General features: G+C 69.3%; 15 protein-coding genes and 2 pseudogenes. 14 read left to right on the top strand and 3 right to left on the bottom strand.

The features are described 5' to 3' along the window. The 8 genes and pseudogenes from LNK82_RS22145 to LNK82_RS22110 all read left to right on the top strand — a co-directional run. Positions 1-132, top strand: a pseudogene (locus LNK82_RS22145) (IS481 family transposase); the annotation flags it as partial. Between the two features lie 451 nt (positions 133-583). Beyond that, positions 584-1,069 (top strand): annotated as a pseudogene (locus tag LNK82_RS22140) (IS30 family transposase); the annotation flags it as partial. Next, positions 1,053-1,232: a hypothetical protein gene (locus LNK82_RS22135; protein ID WP_230568946.1), complete on the top strand. Its 180-nt coding sequence runs from the start codon at positions 1,053-1,055 to the stop codon at positions 1,230-1,232. The pseudogene LNK82_RS22140 and the gene LNK82_RS22135, both read left to right, overlap by 17 nt. Positions 1,233-2,253: 1,021 nt before the next feature. After that, positions 2,254-2,802 (top strand): hypothetical protein, encoded by a 549-nt coding sequence (locus tag LNK82_RS22130; protein ID WP_230568945.1) that lies wholly within the window; start codon positions 2,254-2,256, stop codon positions 2,800-2,802. 13 nt (positions 2,803-2,815) lie between these two features. Further along, a complete protein-coding gene (locus LNK82_RS22125) occupies positions 2,816-4,066 on the top strand; it encodes a sensor histidine kinase (protein WP_230568944.1) in 1,251 nt (416 codons plus the stop codon). 246 nt (positions 4,067-4,312) lie between these two features. Next, on the top strand, positions 4,313-4,558 hold the full coding sequence (locus tag LNK82_RS22120; RefSeq protein WP_230568943.1) for a hypothetical protein: 246 nt from the start codon (positions 4,313-4,315) through the stop codon (positions 4,556-4,558). Positions 4,559-4,749: 191 nt separating this feature from the next. Then, a complete protein-coding gene (locus tag LNK82_RS22115) occupies positions 4,750-5,121 on the top strand; it encodes a hypothetical protein (protein ID WP_230568942.1) in 372 nt (123 codons plus the stop codon). Positions 5,122-5,875: 754 nt separating this feature from the next. Continuing rightward, positions 5,876-10,378: a P-loop NTPase family protein gene (locus LNK82_RS22110; protein ID WP_230568941.1), complete on the top strand. Its 4,503-nt coding sequence runs from the start codon at positions 5,876-5,878 to the stop codon at positions 10,376-10,378. Between the two features lie 540 nt (positions 10,379-10,918). Here LNK82_RS22110 and LNK82_RS22105 read toward each other — a convergent pair. Together LNK82_RS22105 and LNK82_RS22100 are read right to left on the bottom strand one after the other, a co-directional pair. Then, on the bottom strand, positions 10,919-11,344 hold the full coding sequence (locus LNK82_RS22105; protein WP_230568940.1) for a hypothetical protein: 426 nt from the start codon (positions 11,342-11,344) through the stop codon (positions 10,919-10,921). Positions 11,345-11,960: 616 nt separating this feature from the next. Next, positions 11,961-13,199, bottom strand: a complete 1,239-nt coding sequence (locus LNK82_RS22100) for a hypothetical protein (RefSeq protein WP_230568939.1) — start codon at positions 13,197-13,199, stop codon at positions 11,961-11,963. Positions 13,200-13,517: 318 nt separating this feature from the next. Here LNK82_RS22100 and LNK82_RS22095 point away from each other — a divergent pair, with 318 nt between their 5' ends. The 5 genes from LNK82_RS22095 (at position 13,518) to LNK82_RS22075 (ending at position 18,931) form a co-directional block, all read left to right on the top strand. Next, positions 13,518-14,147: a hypothetical protein gene (locus LNK82_RS22095; protein ID WP_230568938.1), complete on the top strand. Its 630-nt coding sequence runs from the start codon at positions 13,518-13,520 to the stop codon at positions 14,145-14,147. Between the two features lie 623 nt (positions 14,148-14,770). Continuing rightward, positions 14,771-14,941, top strand: coding sequence for a hypothetical protein (locus tag LNK82_RS22090; protein WP_230568937.1), 171 nt, complete (start codon positions 14,771-14,773; stop codon positions 14,939-14,941). After that, positions 14,938-15,444, top strand: a complete 507-nt coding sequence (locus tag LNK82_RS22085; RefSeq protein ID WP_230568936.1) for a hypothetical protein — start codon at positions 14,938-14,940, stop codon at positions 15,442-15,444. Before LNK82_RS22090 ends, LNK82_RS22085 begins: the two co-directional genes overlap by 4 nt. A 112-nt stretch (positions 15,445-15,556) precedes the next feature. Beyond that, positions 15,557-15,949, top strand: coding sequence for a hypothetical protein (locus LNK82_RS22080; RefSeq protein WP_230568935.1), 393 nt, complete (start codon positions 15,557-15,559; stop codon positions 15,947-15,949). A 333-nt stretch (positions 15,950-16,282) separates the two neighbouring features. Then, positions 16,283-18,931, top strand: a complete 2,649-nt coding sequence (locus LNK82_RS22075; RefSeq protein ID WP_308257249.1) for an ATP-binding protein — start codon at positions 16,283-16,285, stop codon at positions 18,929-18,931. A 163-nt stretch (positions 18,932-19,094) separates the two neighbouring features. On the opposite strand, the gene LNK82_RS22070 is transcribed toward LNK82_RS22075, so the two are convergent. After that, entirely contained in the window at positions 19,095-19,298 is a 204-nt protein-coding gene (locus LNK82_RS22070; protein ID WP_230568933.1) for a hypothetical protein, read from the bottom strand. Positions 19,299-20,353: 1,055 nt separating this feature from the next. On the opposite strand from LNK82_RS22070, the gene LNK82_RS22065 reads away from it, so the two are divergent. After that, positions 20,354-20,617 (top strand): hypothetical protein, encoded by a 264-nt coding sequence (locus tag LNK82_RS22065; protein ID WP_230568932.1) that lies wholly within the window; start codon positions 20,354-20,356, stop codon positions 20,615-20,617. Positions 20,618-21,248 lie beyond the last annotated feature (631 nt).

The following is a 21,248-nucleotide window of genomic DNA, read 5'->3' as shown; positions in this document are numbered from 1 at the left end:
CAACGCACCGACGCCCTGACGATCTGGAACGTGCACTACAACTACCATCGCCCCCACACCGCCGCCGGAAACCGACCACCAGCCACACGGCTCCACACCGGCGTCACCAACGTCATGGCCTCATACACCTAGTCATCGTGGAGCTCGCACAGCGGTAATCTCGCGCAGTCAGTCGTGGTATTGGAGCATTGTGCCTGCCGAAAACGTCATCCGTCCAGGTCAGGTGGCGTGGTGGTACTCGTTGAGGTACCGCTCAGCTGGGGTCTCGGCGGATGTCGAGTCGGGTGAGCAACGCCCGGGACATCATCGAGGTGGCGCGGATCGAGGCAGCTTCCATCCGAAGCGGCGTACCGGCCCAGCGAGGGTTGATGGTGTCGGTGCACACCAGTGGTTCTCAACGGTCCCTCCACACCGCGACCGGCGGCCGTGGCGACCGCCCAACGGGTGACCAGTCGCCTGCTGTCCGAGGCCAAGTTGGTGGACGCGGCGTTGACCGGCGAGCGGCGCGCGGTCGAGGAACTCCTCGGTCGTATCCGACCGCTGGTGCTGCGGTACTGCCGGGCCCGCATCGGCTCGAGGGAGCACGCTCGTCGAGCGCTCGAGCCGTTCCACACTCCTGGTGCACCTGCCGCGCCTGGAGGGATGGGGCGAGAGGCCGCCGGTGGAGAACGGCCCCTCGCTGGGCGGCTACGGCGCGGTCGCGATGAACGCCGCGCTCACGGCCTCGATGACGCAACTGCCCGAGCAGCTACGAAAGACGCTCACCTGGGACCGCGGCAAGGAACTCTCCGGACACGCCCAGTTCGCGCTCGAGACCGGGACCAAGGTGTACTTCGCCGACCCGCACTCGCCCTGGCAACGGCCGACGAACGAGAACACCAACGGGCTGCTGCGCCAGTACTTCCCCAAAGGCACCGACCTCTCCCGCTGGTCCGCCGAAGACCTCGAAGCTGTCGCACTGGCGATCAACAACCGGCCCCGCAAGATCCTCGACTGGAAGACCCCTGCCGAGGTTTTCGAAGAGCAGCTACGCTCACTTCAACAGTCCGGTGTTGCATCGACCGGTTGAACTCACCCAGTACAGCTCCGGGCTGTTCCGCTGCGCGCTCGCCGGTCACGGCATCCGGCCGTCGATGGGCCGCAGCGGTTCGTGCTTCGACAATGCCGTCGCCGAGTCGTTCTTCGCCACCCTCAAGCCCGAGATCGGCACCACCGTCTGGGACCACCCGTGACGCCGCCCGACGCGACTTGTTCGCCTATATCGGCTAACTACAACCACGACCGTCTACATTCGACACTCGACTACCGCACCCCGCACGAAGTCCCATCGGCTACAGTCAAGGGCTCACCCTCGTGGCATGAAATCCGGTGTCCGGTCTTCGGGGACAACTTCAGCCTTATGGTTGGCGCGGCACCCGGCATCGAGGTGATCTGTCGGGACCGTGCCGGCTATTTCGCCGACGGCGCCCGACGCGGAGCCACCGACGCGATCCAGGTCGTGTGGGTGATCCGCTGCTGTCGCTTCTGCCTGCGGGACAAGCCGAACAATCAGATCCGGGCCATGCCCACACCTGGCCCAGGCGTGGATGGAGGCACTGGGGCTGTACCGGGACACGGCGTCGGGCCGACGGCGGTGGCGCTCGCGCGCTGCAGATTTCGTCGCCCGCTGCGCGGACGGGTCGGCGCTGCTGCCGGACTGCCGACCACAAGAGCTGGTCAAGCCTCGGGGACCGGGCGGTATTTGAGCTGGCCGCGCGAGTACCGCTGCCGGGCGTGGCCCACGTCGACGGCCTTTCCGGTGGCGTGCGTGCGGATCTCCCCGGGCAGCCCGAACGTCGCCGACACCGTTCCCCCTGTGCTCGCTTACCCGCGCCCATCACCTGGAGTACCGGGTCCACTCGACCAGGAACAAGACCGATTCAGAGCTTCCCAGATCGGCAGCGGACACTGCGCCGGATGTGCGGGAAGGGCTGACGGCCACCATCGCTGCCGGCGCGTGCCCGCCGTGATCGGACTTCGATGGCCACTACCCAGGGTGAGGGTTTCAGTGGCGTCCGGGCGACCAACGAAAGCCGGTCGAGTGAGCCCGAACGATCCTGAAGGGCGCTGGACAACCACTCGATCGAACTGGGCCACCCGTTAGTGGTAAACCTCTGAGGGGACGCTCGACATCCGTTCTGCGGTGGACGATGTAGCGGCCGAAGAGGGCTTCCCTTGGCGGTGTCAGAAACCAACCGACAACGGAGAAATCCGATGCCCATTTCACCTACCGGCCTCGCCGTGTCGATCCAGGCCGCGGGCTTCCGCAAGGAGCCGCGGCACGGCCACCTGACGCCAGGGTTGCTGATGGCCCCGAGCTACGTCGTGGTTCCGGAACCGCCGGCGGGCCTCGTCGACGGGACCACGCGGGTCGAGGTCCTGGTGCTCCCGCTGCCGCTGGGCCGTAGCAGGATCGAGCGTATCGCGCCCACCCGGGTGACCGTCGTGAAGCTGCACGACACCACGATGGTCGCGCTCGATCTGGAGTTCCCGTCGAGACACGCCCCGAGCTACCAGCGCAACGGCCTTGCCAGCGGTGCGGTGCGGAACGCGGTCGCCGCGCACGGGGGACGTGCGTGGGCGGCGCTGGAGGCGGTGGGCGTGACGGGGTCGAGCGCGCACGTCGACATCACGCCCGAGCTGCTCGACGACTCGGCCTGGTGGATCGAGCAGCAGAGCGACCCCCGCTACGAGCAGGACGACGCGGAGGAGACGATCTTCCGGTCGAAGGTGTGCCCGCCTGGTGTGCCGGTCTGCAAGTGATGAGCCGAAGGCGATGAGCGCGACGTCCGGTGCGCGGTCGATCCCGCCGGTGGTGACCGATGTCGCCCTGGCGGCGTCGGCCTGCGCGCTGGACGTGCTCTTGTACTCGGACGCGGTCTCCGGGGACCGCGCGCCGGAGCAGATGCGGTTCTCGATCGCGTACGTGGCGATCGAGTTCGTGGTGCTCCTGTTGCGGCGGCGGGCCCCGGCGACCGTGTTCGCGGTGGCCTTCGCGCACTCAGTTCTGGCCAAGTTCCTGAGCGGCTTCGACTTCTGGCCCATGGTGGGGCTGTACCTGGCGCTGTTCACCGTCGCCGTGCACCGTCCGACCAGGGTCGCGGTCGTGGTGCTGGTCGCCGCACAGGCCCACGCGGCCTGGATAGCCGTGCTCGACCTCGCTTCCGCCAACCCGCGGCCCGTGCTGGTGGTGGCGGCCGTGTTCACGTACATGGCGGTGCAGTCGTTCGCGGTGTGGGCGGCCGGTCGGTGGATCCGCACCAGCCGCGAGCATGCGGGGATGCTGGAGGCCCGACGTGAGTGGGAGGCGCGGCAGGCCGTGGCGGAGGAGCGCGCGCGGATCGCCCGCGAGCTGCACGACGTCGTGTCGCACTCGGTCACCGTGATGGTGCTGCAGGCGGCGGGCGGGCGGCGGATGTTCGGGCACGACCCGGTGCGGGCCGAGCGGGCGTTCGGCACCATCGAGGAGGTCGGCGAGCAGGCGATGAGCGAGCTGCGCCGGATGCTCGACGTGCTGCGCACCGACAACGCCGACCAGGCGTTCGAGCGCCTGCCGGGCGTGGACAGCGTGCCGCACCTGGTCGAGTCGGTGGGCGCGACGGGGCCTGCGGTGCGGCTGCACGTGGTCGGCGAGCCGCGGCCGGTGGCGCCGAGCGTGGGCCTCGCGGTGTACCGGGTGGTGCAGGAGGCACTGACCAACGTCGCCAAGCACTCCGGCCCCCGCACGACCGCGGACGTCCGCCTCACCTGGACCGCCGACCGGATCGAGATCGTGGTCACCGACGACGGTCGTGACGCCTCCCCGCCCCGCCGCGACCTGTCGACCGGCCACGGGCTCACCGGCTTGCGTGAACGCCTCGCCGTCCTGGGCGGGCAGTTCACCGCCGGCCCCGTACCCGGAGGCGGCTTCTGCCTGCACGCGGTCCTCCCGGTCCACGACCCGCTCCCCGCAGCGGCCGGCCGATACGACGCCGAGCCGTCCGACGCCACGACGGGGCCGGCACGCGCTGATCGACTTCCTCCATAATGAGGCGATGGAAACCTCCCCGGACCAGGCCCATATTTTGACGGTCGACCTACCTGGAAACAATTGCCCTTACACTCCGTAACACGTTGGTCGAATTGACGGTCAGTCCGCGTGTCGAACCATCCGGGCGGTATGGGATTCGCGCCGGTGACCGCTGCCGGGCGGTGATCACCTCAAACATTGACGACGCCCGCAGCACCGGCCTTCCGGCCCCCGTCGTCGACTGGACTGCTCTCGGTGCCCTGCATGGCCGCCGACGCCACGGTGTGCCACTCTGCGGTCGTGAGTCGCTTCGTCGAAGACATCCGTCGAGCCAGGGTTGAAGGACTTCTACCGGAACGCTTTCGTCCTTCCGACGTGCGGAAGGCATGCCCAGGCTGGGCGGCAGCGACTTACGGCGTGTTCCTGCCGAAGCACCGCGTAGGCAACCCCGGCGGCTACACCGCGTACTTTCAGCGCCATGACGACGGCCGTTTCAGCCTGATCGCCTAGGAACGCCTGATCCCATTTCGACCCCGCAGAGCCGATGCGCCGGTTCGGAAGCAGCATCGGGGTAGGCTTCGCGGACGTACGAAGGTCGCTGCACCTGTGGGGTGCCAATAGTCGGCCACACGGTCTTGACCTGCGGTTGGGCGGCAGTGGTGTAGTGGGCGGCGTAGCGGTCCAGCACTGTCCGCAGGTGGGTGTTCGGTGATGATGAGCAGGCGGTCGGTGACTTCTCGCCTGACGGTGCCGACGAACCGCTCGGCTTGGACGTTGGTTCGCGGACGCCGTGGTGGGATCTTCACGACCTGGATGCCGGTGTCGGAGAAGGCCGCGTCGAACGAGGCGGTGAACTGACCGGCCCGGTCGCGGATGAGGAACCGGAAGCCGTCTGCCCGGTCGCCGAGGTCCAGCAACAGGTTGCGGGCTTGTTGGGTGGTTCAGGGTCCGTCGGGTTTGGTGCTGATGCCGAGGATGTGGACGTAGTGGGTGGCGACTTCCATCAGGAAGAAGACGTACACGCGTTTGAGGGTGAGGGCGCAGTCGACCTGGAAGAAGTCGCAGGCCAATAAGCTGGCTGCCTGGGCGCGGAGGAACCGTCGCCAGGAGATGTCGGTGTTGCGCCGGGGTGTGTGGGATCCGCAGGCGCTTGAGCACGCGGCGGACGGTCGAAGCGGCGACCCGATGGCCGAGCTCGAGCAGCTCGCCCTGGATGCGGCGGTAGCCCCAGCCGGTGTTCTCCCGCGCCATCCGCTCGATCAACACCACGACGGTGCCGTCGACCGGTGGGTGTCCGGTCCGGTGGGGTAGGTCCATTTCTTTGCGACCAGGCGTCGGTGCCATCGCAGGATGGTGCCCGGCGTCACCAACCGGTGCTCGCGCAGCAGTCGTGGCAGTCGGCGCACCAATGCGGCGAGTACCACGCGATCGGCCCAGTCCAGCGGCGGGCGAGGGTTGGTCCGGCGCGGCACTGCGACCGCCCCTGGGCTCTGCGTAGGCCAAGCCGACCGCGATCAGCTTGGCAGTGGCCGCGTTGGCGGTGCCCGCCGCCGCGCCGTATACCTCCCGCAGCCTGGTCTGGGACGGCAGTCGTGCGTCCGGGTGCAAATAGTCCTTCCCAGTGGCGAGACGGCCAGGTCGGCTGCGATGTTCGCCGTAGTTGATGCGGTACGCCGAGCGGCCGGTTCGGCAGGCAGTCGATGTGGTGGCGTGACGCCCTCACGGCTGAGGGTGCAGGATCGCGGAATGTGTGGTGATTCGCTGTCTGTGCCCGGTCCCGGTGTTGCGGGGGTGATGGGGCAGTCGGCGGCTGTTGTCGGTGGCGGCGTGGTGGTGCAGGCGGGCGGTGACGTGAATCTGCGTACCGGGGCGCGGGTGCGGACTCGGTATCGGTTTCAGGTGGAGCGCATCGCCCCGGTCAGGCTGGAGGGTCGTGAGGAGGAACTCGCCGAGTTGGCGGCGTTCTGTCTCGACCCGGCGACGGCGGGTGGGTATCGGTGGTGGCAGGCAGGGCCGTGGGCGGGTAAGTCCGCCTTGTTGTCGTGGTTCGTGCTGCACCCGCCACCGTGTGTGCGGGTCGTGTCGTTCTTCGTGACCGCACGGTTGGCGGGCCAGTCCGATCGGACCGCGTTCGTGGACAACGTGCTGGAACAGTTGCTGACGATTCTGGGCGAGGATCTGCCGCCGTTCTTGACACCTGCGACGCGCGAGCCCCACCTTCTGGGGCTCCTCGACGAAGCCGCTCATGCCTCGCATGCCCGCGGGGAGAGTCTTCTGCTGGTGGTGGACGGGTTGGACGAGGACCGCGGTGTCACGACCGGGCCCGACGCCCACAGCATCGCGGGTCTCTTGCCGTTGCGACTGCCTGCGGGGATGCGGGTGATCGTCGCCGGTCGCCCGGATCCACCGATACCGGGTGACGTCCATCCCTCGCACTTGTTGCGCGATCCGGGGACCGTGCGCGTGTTGGACGTCTCCGCGCGGGCTCGGGTCCTGCGCGACGAGATGGAGAATGAGTTGCTGCGGCTGTTGGACGGCGCCGGGCCGGATCGGGACGTGCTGGGGTTGTTGACTGCGGCGGGCGGCGGGTTGACGGCGGTGGACCTGGCCGCGTTGACCGACCAGGAGCCTTGGCAGGTGCGGCGGCGGTTGCGGACAGTCGCGGGACGTAGTTTCGCTCGACGCCCCGGTTCGCCATCGTCTGCTCCCGTGCCCGAGGTGTACGTCCTGGGTCATGAGCAACTGCAGGTGACCGCGGTGGACATGCTCGGTCCCGGCCGGTTGCATTCCTATCGTGGGCGGCTGCACGCCTGGGCGCAGGATTACCGCGACCGCGGCTGGCCTTCCGACACACCTCAGTACCTGCTGCGCGGTTACCCGACGATGCTGCTGGGCACGGACGACCTCGAACGCGTGATGGCGCTGGGTGTGGATCCTCGACGTCACCGTCGCCTGCATGCTGTCACCGGCAGCGACAACACCGCGGTGTCCCAGATTGCGGCTGCCATCGATGCGCACCTGGCTCGCGGCCCGGTCGACCTGGCTGCGGTGGGTCGCCTGGCCGCGCACCGCGATCGTCTGGCCGACCTGAACACACGGATTCCGGTGCTGGTCCCGGCACTGTGGGCCAGACTCGGGCACGACCAGCGCGCGCTCGCGCTCGCGCAGTCGATCAGCACTTCCGGGATGCGGGGACGGGCACTGCAAATCCTCGCCCTTGCCCTCGCTGAGGAAGGACGTTACGGGCAGGCCGTTGAGGTGGCCCGGTCGGTGGCCGAGCCGGATCGGCGGGCCGAGGCTTTGCTGTCACTGGCGGGCGTGCAGGCCGCGACCGGTGCCGACCGACCTGTCGACCTGATCGAGGAAGCCCTCACGATTAGCCGGACCGTTCTCGACGGGGACCGGCGCAACTCAGCGTTGATCCTGGTGGCCATGGCGTTCACCGACGCGGGCGATCACGATCGGGCGCTGGACGTGCTCGACGAGGCGACACGGTTCGTGAACGTAGCCGTCGACGGTCGCGGCTGGGCGTTGGAGGCGGTCGCGGTGGCGTTGGCAGAGATCGGCCACTATGCGCAGGCGCGCGAGGTTCTCGATGCGGTGCCCGATGCCGATCAGCGGGATTGGGGACTGGGCGCCGTGGTGGACGTGATGGCGAACGCCAACAGAGTCACCGAGGCTGTCGAAGCGGCACGCTCGATCGTCGGCGCGACCAGCCGAATCGCAGGGCTGACGGCTGTGGCGAAGGTGCTGGTCGCCACAGGCCGACACCGCGATGCCGTCGCACTGATGCACGCGGAGAGCGGTGCCGTTGAACGGAGTCGCCTAGCGCGATCGATCGTGGAAGTCCTCTTGGCAGAAGGTCTCGTGGACGACGCGGTAGAGCTCGTCTGGTCGGTTCCCGCCGTCAACGAGCGGATCGAGGCGGCGGTCTCTGTCGCACAGGCCCTTACAGGACAACCAGTTCGACGTGATGAAGTGGTCGACCAGGCAGCTCACCTTGCTCTGGGTGTGGTGGATAGTGCGAGGCGGCTCGTCGCGATCACCACGGTGGCCGCCTCCTGCGCGAGAGTCGGGCGCATCGAACAGGCCGTTGGGCTGGCACGCTCGGTCGACGATCCTGTTCTGCGCAGCAGGGTGGAACGGTCGATCGCCACTGCGGCGGCCGAAGCCGGTTTCGTCGATCAAGCAGTGCGACTGGCCCGATCGGCCCGCGGCAGCGACCATGCGGTAGCGGCGTTGACCGCGGTCGCCGACATTTTGATCAGATCCACAACGCCCACGACGGCCCACGAGTTGCTGGAGCAGGCACGCGAAACCGCCCTGGGGATTCTCGATGAGGAACGCGGTCGTGAAGCCATCGCTTTGGTGACGAGATCGTTCGTGTTGGCCGGACGCCGCGCCGAGGCCATCGCTTTGATCAGAATGGAGCGGAGCGCCGACCGTCGGGACATACTGTCGGCATCAGTGGCGCTTCTCGCCGCGCGAGCAGGTCATCACGACGATGCTCTCGAGGTGGCCGATATGATCGACGATCAGGGTGTGAGAGACGACGGCTACTCATCGATCGCGATGGTGCTGCAACAGGCCGGGCATCATCGCCGGGCAACCGACGTCATCGGTCGGATCGTCGAGACGGGAGCGCGTGACCGTGCCCTTTCCGCGTTGGTTCGGGACTTGGTGGAAACGACCTCGGAGCATGCATCGTCGATCGCCGTTGTCCGGTCGATCACCGATCCGGACCTGCGAAGCAGGAACCTGGCTGTGGTGGCCGAAGCGCTGATCGGCTCCGGAAACCGGACACCGGCGGAACTGCTGCTCGACGAGGCGGTTGACGTGGCGCGATCCGTCGTCGACCTGGCGAAGCAAAGCCAGGCACTCGCCCAGGTGGGACGCGAACTCGACCTGGCTCGCCATCCCGGGTCGACCGCTGTGCTCGACCGGGCGATCGGCGTGGCGCGCTCCATCGACGACGATGAACAGCGCGACGACGCCTTGGCGGCCGTCGTGCACACGCTTGTGGGTGCAACCGACGACGACGTGACCAAGCGATTGCTTGACATGGGAGAATCCGTAACCCGTCTGATTGGTGCGTCCTACCTGGAGTACGAGGCGTTGCTCCAGATCGCCGAACGATGGGCGGAGGTCGGTGAACAGGGCCGAGCCGCGGCCACTGCTCGTTTGATCGCTTCTCGGTGGAGCGAAGACGACGTGTTCGTCGAGTCGCTCGTCCACGTGGGCCAGCTGGATGAAGCCGAGTCCGTTGCCCGCGACATCGTGTCGAGGGCGCAGCGCGACAGAGCGTTGACCAGCGTGGTGCGCGGCTTCGGCAATGCCGGACAACATACTGAAGCGCTGGCCGCAGCCCAATCCATCGGCAACGTCACCCGCCGCGACCATGCCCTGGTGTCGACTGTCAGAGCGCTGGTAGCGACCGGTGCTCATGATAAGGCCTTGTCCGTCGCGAACGCCGTCATCGCACCGGGAGCACAAGCCGGCGCACTCGTATCGGTGGCCCGGTCCATGATCGCGGCAGGACACGCGAACCGCGGCTCCGACCTGCTCGACCAGGCCGCCGCCGTCGCGCGATCCGTATCCGCCACTGACCCCGATGCCGGCGAAGATGCCCTGCTGTCGGTCTTCGCAGCAATGGCCGAAGCAGGCAGAACCGATGACGCCAACGCGACGCTTAACTTGATCACGCAACGCCACCGGCGCTGTGAGGCCTTTCTCGCTGCAGCGAACGCAGCGATTGCAGCCGACGATCCGGCCCATGCGGACGCGTTTCTCGCAAGAGCGGACGACGCCGCCCGTTCGGTGACCGATGCCCCTCGGCGGGATTCAGCCCTCTGGAGCGTGGCAGTAGCGTCGACGAAGGCCGGTCGTCATACGCGGGCCGCTGCTGCGACCCGGGCGATCTCGGACCCGATGCGACGGTGCCGAAACACCGTTGCATTGTGGTTGGCCCGTTCCGAAACCGAAGACCGACCGTCTGAGGACTTGATCGAAGAAGCTCTGGAGATAGCCCGGTCCGCAGGCGACGTCGATCACCGAAATCAGATGGTCAAAGTCGTCGTGCGGTCGTTGGTGGCGAGCGGTCGCTTCGGCGCGGCGATCAAGGCTATCGAACATCTCACCGATGGCACCCAGGGCTGGGAACTGAGCTTCGTGGCGGCGGCCAAAGCTGCCACTGGCGACTTGGACGGCGCAGTACCGTTGGTGGCGGCGGCGCTCCAACGAACACATTGGCTCGCCACAGCTCGCAGCATGCGGCTCTTGTCGGCAGACGTCTTGCTGGCGGTACTGGAGGCGGCCACCGGTACGACATGACTCCACGTTGCTACATCCGAAACCTCAACCGGCAAGCGAGTTGAAACACCGCCCTTCGGGGCGATGTTGCGATCCTCTCCAGTCTCGTAGGTATGACCGCTTCAGTCAGGCTCGACGTGCACTGCGGCTGGAGCCCTGCGTGCGTTGATCATCGCTACGTCCGAGAAGGCGGCAAGTCGTCTGCGGTGGATCCGGACGGCGGACCCCGCCACGCAGTCTCGTTCGATACCATCCGAACGGTCCTGGACCGCAGTGTCGGCGCAAGCGTGCGCGGCTTGGCCAGCCCGACAACGGTTTCAGTCGCTGTGTCGCTCGCTCTTCGAAAGTCGACGCGATGGAGCTCTTGCCATGTCCGGACTTCTTCGCGGTGCACGTGTGCGCCTCCGTCATGGCCGGTGGCCAGGCTGCGTAGATGAGTGTTGCGTGGTGTAGCTCTGAATCTTGGTTCGGAGGCCCCAGCAACGCCTCGGCGCCTGACCCTCTCGCCCGGTGATGCAGCCTGCATCACCGGGCACGGCCTGCCGGTTCGAGCGGACGTTCTCAGAGGTGTGGCCGGTGGGGATCGAGGATGCTGACCTGTCCGTCATCGCCTTGTGTGAACTGGGCGCTGCCCCGCCACCGCGGCAGTTTGCGTTGCAGACGCCGCACGATCTCAATCGTCTGCGCGTCACTGAAACCGGAGGTGAACCGCCAGTCCAGCCCCGAGCCAACGACATCGCTGACGAACACGATCTCGACGGCCAGCAGCGCTCGGCGCCAATCCTCGACGGTCAACGACCCAGTGCGTTCGAACTGCTGCCACAGCGCCGAAGCCTCGGTTGACAGCCGCGCCGCGTCCGAGAAACCCATGGCCACTGCAAGCGCGTCAGTAGGGGCCGCTGGACCGCCCCAGTCGAGCAGTCCGGCACGCAGGACCGCCCCCTCATCGACATCAAGATCAACGGAGACGGGCTCACTCGCAGTCACGCACTCATAGTTCCAGCCGGTCCGCGACCAGCGCACACCGGCACAAGCGGACGTTTCTCACCGCACCGGGCATCTACACCAACCGGCCAACCCCGGACAGCAAAGGGCGCGGCTGCTCACGGAGTCCTCGCGTCTGTCGGGGGCGAGGGCCGTGAACACCCGGGCCCAAACACGCTAACCCTGCCGCCACCCAACCCGCGCCCGACGGCACACCCGTTCACCCATCCAGGGTGGGGCCAAAACACGCTGCCCAACCTGCAAGCCGGTCAGCACGCTCAGCCCCGACACCCAGCACTCGGAGCCAACTCCCGCTGCCCGGACGGGGCCGAGACTCACTGCTGAAAACAGCGGACTGCACCTCAGCACCAGCACACGGTTCTCACCTACGGGGCCGGGACGCGCCGCGACGTGAGTTGTCGGTCTTCGATCGAGCCGGACCCGCTCCCCATTCGCTGCGGACTCGGACACCGGCCCGATGAAGTGCCACGGGGAACCGAGCCTGATCACGGTGCCACCGTCGTGAGACACGAGGAGATCCGCTGGTCACACAAGATCCATATGTCACGCGCGGCGAGGCCCTACAAAATGTGTTGGACGACCCCGATCCTCTTGCCCGCTACACCGCCTGAACCCGACCCGGCGCACCGGCGGGACTCGGCGTCGTCGGTGCGCCCCGGTCGCCGGCACGCCACCGCGCGGTTGCGGCGGGGCCCGGACGTGGGCGACGTGGGTCAGTCGGTGTGGTGTGTCGCGGGTCGACGTCCTCGTGCAGTTCCCACGGGCGGTAGCCGTCGCGGGTACAGGTGAAGGTCAGGCGCAGTGGCGCGTCGGCGTGGGCGTCCGCCCAGTCCCTGGGGGTCATCCAGTGGGGGACGGGCGTGGTCTCCAGCGTGAACGCGAGCGGCTCGCGGTGGCGCAACGGCCGGGCGGGCACGACGCGCCCGTCCCGGGTGGCGCCGTCGACGCCGGGCCGGAACCGCCACGGTCCCCAGGCGGTGGCGGCGATGTCCGCGGCGGTGGGCGCGCCCGCGGTGACCGGCGCGCGGTCGGGCCGGTCGTCGCGGATCGCCACGGCGACCCCGTCGAGGTCGGGCGGCCCGTCCAGCACGACGACCAGGCGGGCGGTGGAGCCGGGCCGTCCCGGTCCGCCGTGCTGCACGGTGAACGTGCAACGCAGTTCGGGGCGCAGCTGGCGGTGTTCGAGGTCGCTCGCGATCCGGGCGACCTCGGCGGCGCTGTCGGCCGCGCGCCGCGCGGCCGCGCGGACTTCAGGCCGACGCCCAACGCCGCGATCCCGGTCACCGCGCCCACGCACCCGGTCACCGCGCCGACGACCACCCACGCATCGACCACGACGTCCTCCCCGCCCGCGCCGCGCGTCCGTGCCGCGCTGTTCCGTGCCCCAGTGTGCGGGCCGGGGCGCCCGGCGGTCGCGCTCCCGCGCCGCCGACGGACACAGCTCCCGTCGGGCGTCGACCTGTCCGGTGTCGGCCATTCTCCGCAGCACCGTCACGTTGCCCGCCTTGGCCAACCGCCGCGGAATCCACTCCTTGGCCCAGGACTTGCCGCGTGCCAGATCGAGGGCCTCCTGCCAGCGACCTTCATCGGCCAGCAGGTTTGCCACCGGCATCCGGTGCTCCACGTGCACGGGCCGCAGCCGGGGCTTGGTGGCGACGTCGTGGAGGAACCGGATAGCCCTGGCCTGCCTGTTCCTCGAGACCAACATGCGCACCATCGGTCGGACTGTGAAGGCGTAGCCGGCCAGTTCGATCGCCAACTCGACCTCGCCCCGGTCGAGCAGGACGCCGAGCAGGCGTTCGGTCGGTGTGTGTCCGGACGCCACCAGTGCCGCCACGGCCGCCTCGGCGCGGTCGCGGCGGCGATGGTGTGAGCGGCGAGGTTGCAGACGGCTTCGGGCATCCCGCTCGCCGCGAGCTCGCGCAACTGCTCGATGTCGCCCACGTCCGCACACCGCTCCGCCAGCCAGCCGTCGCCCCACTCGTCCGAGCGTCGCCTGCTGTCGCGAACGACCTCCAGCGCTTCGTCCCACCGCTCGGCTGCGCCCAGCACCTCGGCCAAGCGTTGCCGGACTCGTCCCTCCTCGGGCATCCGGCGCAGCGTCTCGTCTACGATCGCTCCCTTCGCCTGCTTGGGGGTTTCTGTGAGGTTCGTGATGTTCTGCGCTGCCGTCGTGATGCTGGTCGGTGGCTGTTCGGCTGGGGCGCAGACGCCTCCGCCCTCCAGCGCCGCGCCGGACCCGATGACGCTGGCGCGTCCGTTGGTGTTGCCGGAGGACGTCACCGCCGCCAAGGGTCTGGTGTCCGGCGGCGCGCCGGTGGAGGGCGTGACCGCGCTGGTCGAGTGCCCGGAGCTGGCCTCGGCCGGTCAGGCGCTCGCCGGGATCACCGCGACCTGGACCCGCTCCACGCCCACCCAGCAGGTCACGGTCACCCAGTACAGCGTTGTGTACCAGGGCATCTCCGGCAGGGATGTGATCAAGCAGGCCCGCGCCGTCTCCACGTGCCACCGCGACATCGAGGTCGCGTACCAGCCCGGCCAGCAGGCGACCGACGAGTTCTTCCACAGCAGCCAGGACCTGGGGCCCACCAAGCCGTTCGTGGACGACCGCTACGGCTACTGCCTGATCCGCCCCGCGAGCGATCACCACGTGTGCACCGCGCTGCTGGCCGAGGGCGACAAGGTCATCCGACTTAGGCTCGACATGACCAGCCACAAGGGCACCCTCGACAACCTGGGGCTCAGCGACTTCTCCCAGGACCTCACCGACCGCCTGGTCGCCTGACCACCCGGGCCGCGGACGCGGGCGGGGATCCGGTCGGCGTGCCGTCGGCCGAGCTCGTGGTCGAGGTCGGTCCTCGCTGCGGACGGGACGTGTCGACGAACGGTGCGGTCGGACGGGGTAGGGCCAGCCAGTCTGGTCGAAGGCGGTGGCGGGGGTGACGTGATCTGCGGCCGGGTAGATCCAGTGCACGTCGTCGGTGCCGAAGCGGCGCAGCGGGATCGCCGGCGGCGGGGCGCTGCCGCGGGGGATGTCGGGGTCGCGGACGGAGTCGACCAGCACGGTGGGCACCATCGAGGCGGTCTCGCCCCTGCCGCGCGGCAGGGACACCCGGACGCGCCGGCCGGTGGGCAGGTAGAGCAGGCAGGCGTGGGGCCACAGCACCGCCGCGCAGCCCGGGGTGCGGATGCGCAGCTGCTCGGCGTACCACGCGTCGGCTCGTTCGACGGGGAACTCGTCCTGGTCGCGGTGGACACGCAGCAGGATCTCGGCCTGTCCTCGGCCGGGAGGGACTACCAGGCCGACCCCGCAGGCAGAGCCGTCAGGACGAACACCGAACACTCCAGACCCTCCACCATAAGTCCACGTTCGGTCCACACCGGTGTGCCGGCGGCCTGGTGTTCGGCGTGCGCTGGTGCTGGTCGACGGGCGTCCACCTCGACCTCGGCGGCCGCGTGATCGAGGTCGTCCTGATCGACGTCCTCGGCGCCCGCGCCCGTGCGCGGCGGCCGCGCACGGCGGCCGCCGTTCTGGTGGCGGGCGACGTCGTCCTCGGTCGTGGACAATCACGCGGGTGACTCCGGTACTCCCCGAACGTGTCCGTTTCGGCTCCAGGCATCGTGCCGTACTGGACTTGCTGACCGATCTTGGTCGACCGGTGTCATGTGCCGAGCTGCGTGCCAGGAAACCCGCCGCCGACGGTGAGGTCGACGTGTCGGTGTGCGTGGCGGAGTTCGTCAGGCGTGGACTGGTCGCGTTGGACTCCACGGTGCGTCCGGCGGTGGCGGTGATCACCGCCCGTGGTCTTGCCGCGCTGGCTGGGGGCGAGATCCCGGAGACTCGGCCCGAGCTGGTGCACCGCTACCAGGCGGTGGCGTCCGTGATCGACGACGCCGGCGCGGTTTTGAAGCGGTGGGCGGCGGCCGATGACGGTATCGGGAGTGGTGGCACTGTACAGACTGCGGCCGTGCTGGCGCGGCTGGATGCGGCGCTGGCCGGTCTGGTCGACGTTCGGGCCCGCGTGAGCTTCACCGACGAGGACCGCGTGATGCGGCCGGCACTACGTCTTGTCCACCGCTGATCCACGCCGGTGTGTCGGTGTTCGGGTGCACCGCGTTCGTCGTGGGCTCGGTGGGCGGCGACCCTAGGTGATCGCGGGGCCGGTTGCAGATAGGACGGCACGCTCTGCGCTGGTGGCCGCGTGCACCGCACCGTTCGCCGCTGCCACCGTGCGCCTCAGCAGGGTCGGGCTCAGCGCCCGCCCCGCGCCGGTGCGCCTCGGCCACCGCGTGCACCGCGCGGCTGTTGTCGGGCGCCGCGTGCGCCGCGTGCGCCTCGGCCGGGTCGGGGCACGGCGGCGGTCGCGTGTGGTCGACGTCGTCCTCGGCCTGCGGGCTCGGCCGCTGGTGTTCGTCCTCGGCCACCGCGTGCACCGCGCGGCGTCCGGCCGGTCGACCACCGGTGACACCGGCACAGGTTCTGTCCGGCGGACGCCGGTGCACCTCGTTCCGGGCGGCGGCGCGACAGGTGGCGGGGTGGTTCTCGACATGGTGCTGCCCGGCCACCGCGTGGGCGTCCTGGACTGACGACGGAATCGGTCCGGTTCAACCGACGGTATGCCCGGCGACGCTGGGTGCCGGCGCAGACGGCCTGAGTGTGTCGAGGCAGCCAGCCGCGGGACCTGATGCGGAAGGGGAGGGCTCGGCCGGGCGAGTGGATCTGTGCGGCCGTCCGGGCGATAAGCGTGTCGGGCCGGAGAGGGCTGCAATCGGCCGTGCGGTAGACCAAGCTCGGGCAGGCGAACTCGGCATGCTGTCTGGAGGGTGGGGATGACGGGTTCCGGTCAAGCCGTCCATCGCACGATCGTCGTGGTGGACGTGGAGGGTTTCGGGGATCCGCGTCGGACGCTGCCTCACCAGGTGGGCACCCGGGCCGGTCTGTACCGGGTGATCGCCGACGCCCTGCGCGCGGCCGGGGTGCCGTGGGACGACTGCTACCACGAGGACCGCGGCGACAGCGTGTTCGTGCTGGTCCCGCCGGGCTACACCAAGGCTCCGCTGGTGGAGGTGTTACCGGGGGCGTTGGCGGAGGCGTTGCGCGGGCACAACGACACCAGCCCGGCCGCCCAGCGCACTCGGCTGCGGGTAGCGGTACACGGTGGCGAAGTGGTCTTCGACGGCCACGGCGTCACCTCGACCGCGGTGACCACGGCCTTCCGGCTGCTGGACGCGCCCCCGTTGCGCCAGGCGCTCGCCGACTCACCGGGCCTTGTCGCGCTGGTCGTGTCACGCTGGCTGTTCGACGAGGTCGTCCGCCACTGCGCCGGGCTCGACCCCGCGACCTTCCGGCCGGTGCCGGTACGGGTGAAGGAGGTCCGCGACACCGCCTGGATCGCCCTGCCCGACCACCCCTACCCCTCCGACCCGGCCGTACTCGACCGGCTGGCGAACCCGGTCACACCCCACGACGATGGCGCGACACCCCGACAGTTACCGGGGGCGCCGGCGTCGTTCGTCGGCCGCGACGACCACCTGTCAGAGCTGGACCGCGTCCTGACGCCCGTCGGCATCGACCCCGCCGCGGGGGCGGCGGTGGTGATCTCCGCGCTGGGCGGGGCCGGCGGTATCGGCAAGACCTGGTTGGCGCTGCACTGGGCGCACCACCATGCCGACCGCTTCCCGGACGGGCAGTTGTTCGTCGACCTGCGCGGTTTCAGCCCCGACGACCACCCCCTCCACCCGGCGGCGGCGGTGCGCGGCTTCCTCGACGCGCTCGGCGTCGACCCCGGCCGCCTGCCGACCGCCCTCGACGCCCAGGCGGCGCTGTACCGCAGCCTGGTAGCGGGCAGACGGATGCTGATCGTGCTGGACAACGCCGCCACCGCCGACCAGGTCGTCCCACTGTTGCCCGGTACCCCGACCTGCACCGTACTGGTCACCAGCCGAGCCAAACTCGCCTCGCTGATCGACCGGCACGGCGCCCGCCACGTGCAACTCGGCATTCTCTCCCGGGACGAAGCCCGTGTCCTGTTGACCGAACGCCTCGGTAACGCACGAGTGGCCGCAGAACCCGAGGCCACCGACGACCTGATCGCACTATGCGGGCGCTACCCGCTGGCCCTGTCGATCACGGCCCGCCACGCCTCCCTACGCCCGAAGATCCCGTTGGCCGAGTTCGCCACCGAACTGCGCGAGCTGGGCCTGGACATGCTCGACGACGACGATCCAGCCACCAGCCTGTCCACCGTGCTGTCCTGGTCCCTGCGCAGGCTTACCGACGAGCACCGCACCGTCTTCGGGCTGCTGGGCATCGCTCCCGGCCCCGACTCCACCCTGCCCGCCGCCGCCTGCCTCGCCGGCCTTCCACCCGCCCGCACGCGCAAGGCGCTGACGGTGCTGGAAGACGCGTCCCTGCTCGAGCGGCGACCAGGCGGGCGGTACGCGATGCACGACCTGGTCCGCGACTACGCCGTCACCACCGCCCACGACCTGCCCGATGACGTGCGGAAGGCGGCCCTGGTCCGGATAACGGACTTCCACCTGCACACCGCTTTCGCCGCCGACCGCCTCTTGAACCCTCACCGCCTGCTTCTGCACCTCCATCCGCCCGTGCCCGGCGCCCACCCCCACCCACTGCCCGACACGACAGGCGCGGAGGCTTGGCTGGAGGCCGAGCATGCAACCCTGCTGGCCACTCAGCGCGCCGCCGCCCGCCTCGGCCGCCACCAGGTCGTCTGGCACCTCGCCTGGGCATTGGAGACCTTCCTCTTCCGGCGCGGACACGGGCGCGACGCGCTCGCCGTATGGCAGGCGGCTCTTGAGGCCGCCGAACGCCTGTCCGACCCCGCCGCACGCAGCCGGGCCCATCGATTCCTCGGTCACGCCTGTTCCCGGCTGCGCCTGCACAAGCAGGCCACCGGGCACCTGGACAAGGCCCTCGACCTGGCCATGCGTGACCGCAACCCCACTGAACAGGCACACACCCATCAGGTGCTCGCGTTCACCTGGGGGAGCCAGGGGGACGACCGACGGGCACTGGACCACGCCCGACACGCCCTGGACCTGTACCGCACCATCGACCGACCGGACCATCCTGAGTGGGAGGGCACCGCGCTCAACGCGGTGGGCTGGTTCGCCGCGCGTCTGGGCGAGTTCGACACCGCCCGCGACCACTGCCTCGCCGCCCTCACCCTGTTCCGACACCACCACTACCCCGACGGCGAAGCAGAAGCCCTGGACAGCCTCGGGTTTATCGCCCACCGGACCGGCGACCACCGACAGGCCGTCGACCACTATCACCAGGCCCTCACCCTGTTCCGCGCACTCGGCTACACCTACCAGATCGCGAGCACCCTCGACAGCATCGGCCACTCCCACATCACCCTTGGGCAACACGACCAAGCCCGCACGGTGTGGCAGGAGGCGATACAGCTCTATCGCGACCAAGGCCGCGATACCGACGCCCAACGCGTCCAACAACAACTCGACGACCACGCCACCGACGGCAGTCCGGGCGGAGCCACTGACCGTTCACGGACCGCATCCCAGGCGGGAAACGATCACCGGTAACTCGGGAACAGCGCCAGGCGACATCGTCAAAGCCACTGAACAACGGATTTCGTCGTCAGCCCGTCCTCGGCGAGTTTGGCTGGTTCCGCTCCCGCGCTGCGGCGTGCTGATCAGCTGTGGCCGATCAGCGGAGTTCCGATGCTGACGCGGCTCTCCTCGTCGGTCACGACGCCCGTGGTCGGCGGGGATCTGTCGGGACGACGGGCGTGGGGCGCCGGTCGGACGGTGTGGGCTGGACGTCGCCGTGCAGCGCCTCCGTCGCCTCGATGATCTCCTTGGCCTCCTGCCCCGTCATGCGGCTGAGGATGTCCGCCGCGGTCATGTCGAGCAGGCTGCTCAACAGCGCGGCGGCGATGTCGGGTTGCATGGCGGCTAGGACGTCGACGGCGGGACCGTTGTCCTGGAGAGCGTTGATTGGCTCGACGTCGCCGTAGCGGCTGCGGCGGCTCGGGTCGGGTCTGACGCGGTTGAACTCGGCCCACGCCGTACGCCACCACGGCGACCTCCACGGCGGCTCCGTGCGCCTGTGCAGAGCGGCGGTTCTGATCCGGACATCCTCTCGGCCGGTTCTGCCGAGCTTCTCCTTGGTGGTTGGTTGTGCGGGCAGCGGGAGCCGGCTGGTGCGGGGGGTGTTCGGTCCCTTCGGGTCGGGTGGAGGGCTGTGGGTGGGGCAGGTGCCGGTAGTTCGGCTGTGGGTGGGCCGGTCGCGCCGGTGGGGGTAGCAGCCAATCGGGCAGCGCGGTCTGGACGGGGACCGGCGTGGGCGGTGGCGCCGGGCGTGGGGCGGGGGCCGTGGTGTCGGCGAGCAGCTTGTCCCACTTGAGCAGCCAGAGCTGTCGCTCGGTGTCGCCGGTGACACCGCAGCCGCGCAGGTAGGCGTCGAGGGTGGACTTCTTGGCCTGCTCCCGACCGGGCACCTCTCTTCCCTAGGCCGGACGAGCGCCCGAGCGCAGCAGGTCCCCCTAGCCAGTGGACCGCCGCGCACCGCCCGCTGCGGAGGATCCCTTCCCCGATCGTGCACGCGACGAAGCTTCGGCGACAACGGCTTGGTGGTTCGAAGACCGGGTCGAGTTGGTCGACGCGCGCAGGGTCAGCCTGGTGACGTGTTGCCGGAGGTGGGCTTGCGTCGCCGCGGGTGCTGGTCATCGCCTCGACCTCGGCGGCCGTTGTCGGGCACCGCGTGCGTCTCGGTCGGGTCGGGCGCACGGACCAGGAACCCCGGTCATTGCCGACAGAGCGGCAGCGGGTTGACGTCCTGGTGCTCGGGGGACGTGGTGCTGGTCGAGGTGGCGGCCTCGGCCATCGCCTGGAGCTCGGCCCCGGCCTCGATCACCGCGTTCACCCCAGGCTGGCCGCCGCGTACCTCGGCGGTCGCGTGCCGTCACCCGTTCGTGGTGACCGGGTGCTGGTTACCGTAGGCGGATGAACTTCGTCGTCCGTCGACCGGGGCAGCCTTTCGCCGAGTACATGACGGCGGTGTTCGCCGGCCTGATCGCCGATCTGCGCCGCGACGGCGTCGAGCCGGGCCGGGTGCGGTTGGACGTCGACGTCACCGACCGGTCCGACGAAGAGATCCTCCTGACGTTGTGCTCGCCGAAAATGTCGTCCGTGCAGGTCAGGCGGCGTGGTGGTACTCGTCGAGGATGCCGCCCAGTCGTTGCCGTCGGTGGATGTCGAGTCGGATGATCGCTGCTTGATCGGTGACGACTCGTGTAAGAGCGCGTAGCAGTCGTGCGTTGCCGATGCCTTGGTGGGGTCGGTGGGTGTTGTAGGACTTCTCGTACTCGCGCAGGGCGCTGGAGCAGGTGCTGTTGGTTCCAGATGAGGGTGCGGCCGGGAGGATCTGCCACGCCGTCGACGCGGCGACGTCGATGCCGAGTACCAGGAGTTCGCCGTGGATGCGGCGGTAGCCCCAGGCGGGGTTCTCCTGCGCCAGGCACAGCGCCAGGAGTCGGATCGAGCGGATGGTTCGTGGTCGGTCGGGCCGATTGGCGTGGGACCTGGGGGAGTGGTGGCGCGCGAGGAGGTCGCGGTGCCACCGCAGTACCGTCTCCGGACGGACCAGCAGTTGGGAGCCGATAACGCGTGGCGGTTGGGAGGCAGGGCGGTAGTGCCGCGAGGAACGCCCGGTCGGCGGGAAAACTGCGGACGGGCGTCACCGAGTTGGCGTACCAGGACGGCGATCTCGTGCCGCAGCACCAGCAGCTCCACGTCTTTGGCCGCCGATGACCGGCCGGGCAGGACTGGCCGGCCAACGAGCCGGACGAAGATCAGGTAGAGCAGTCGTAGCGCCGCGCCTCGCGATCATGCCTCGACG

The organism is Saccharothrix luteola, assembly GCF_020859565.1.
GTDB lineage: Bacteria > Actinomycetota > Actinomycetes > Mycobacteriales > Pseudonocardiaceae > Actinosynnema > Actinosynnema luteola.
Note: the sequence above shows the minus strand (reverse complement) of the source record. Positions and strands in the feature narration are given on the sequence as shown.

Bases quoted from the DNA above. Each gene is read 5' to 3' on its own strand.
- LNK82_RS22130 (WP_230568945.1), top strand. From the start codon at position 2,254: ATGCCCATTTCACCTACCGGCCTCGCCGTGTCGATCCAGGCCGCGGGC.
- LNK82_RS22125 (WP_230568944.1), top strand. From the start codon at position 2,816: ATGAGCGCGACGTCCGGTGCGCGGTCGATCCCGCCGGTGGTGACCGAT.
- LNK82_RS22120 (WP_230568943.1), top strand. From the start codon at position 4,313: ATGGCCGCCGACGCCACGGTGTGCCACTCTGCGGTCGTGAGTCGCTTC.
- LNK82_RS22095 (WP_230568938.1), top strand. From the start codon at position 13,518: ATGTTCTGCGCTGCCGTCGTGATGCTGGTCGGTGGCTGTTCGGCTGGG.
- LNK82_RS22070 (WP_230568933.1), bottom strand. From the start codon at position 19,298: ATGCAACCCGACATCGCCGCCGCGCTGTTGAGCAGCCTGCTCGACATG.
- LNK82_RS22065 (WP_230568932.1), top strand. From the start codon at position 20,354: ATGAACTTCGTCGTCCGTCGACCGGGGCAGCCTTTCGCCGAGTACATG.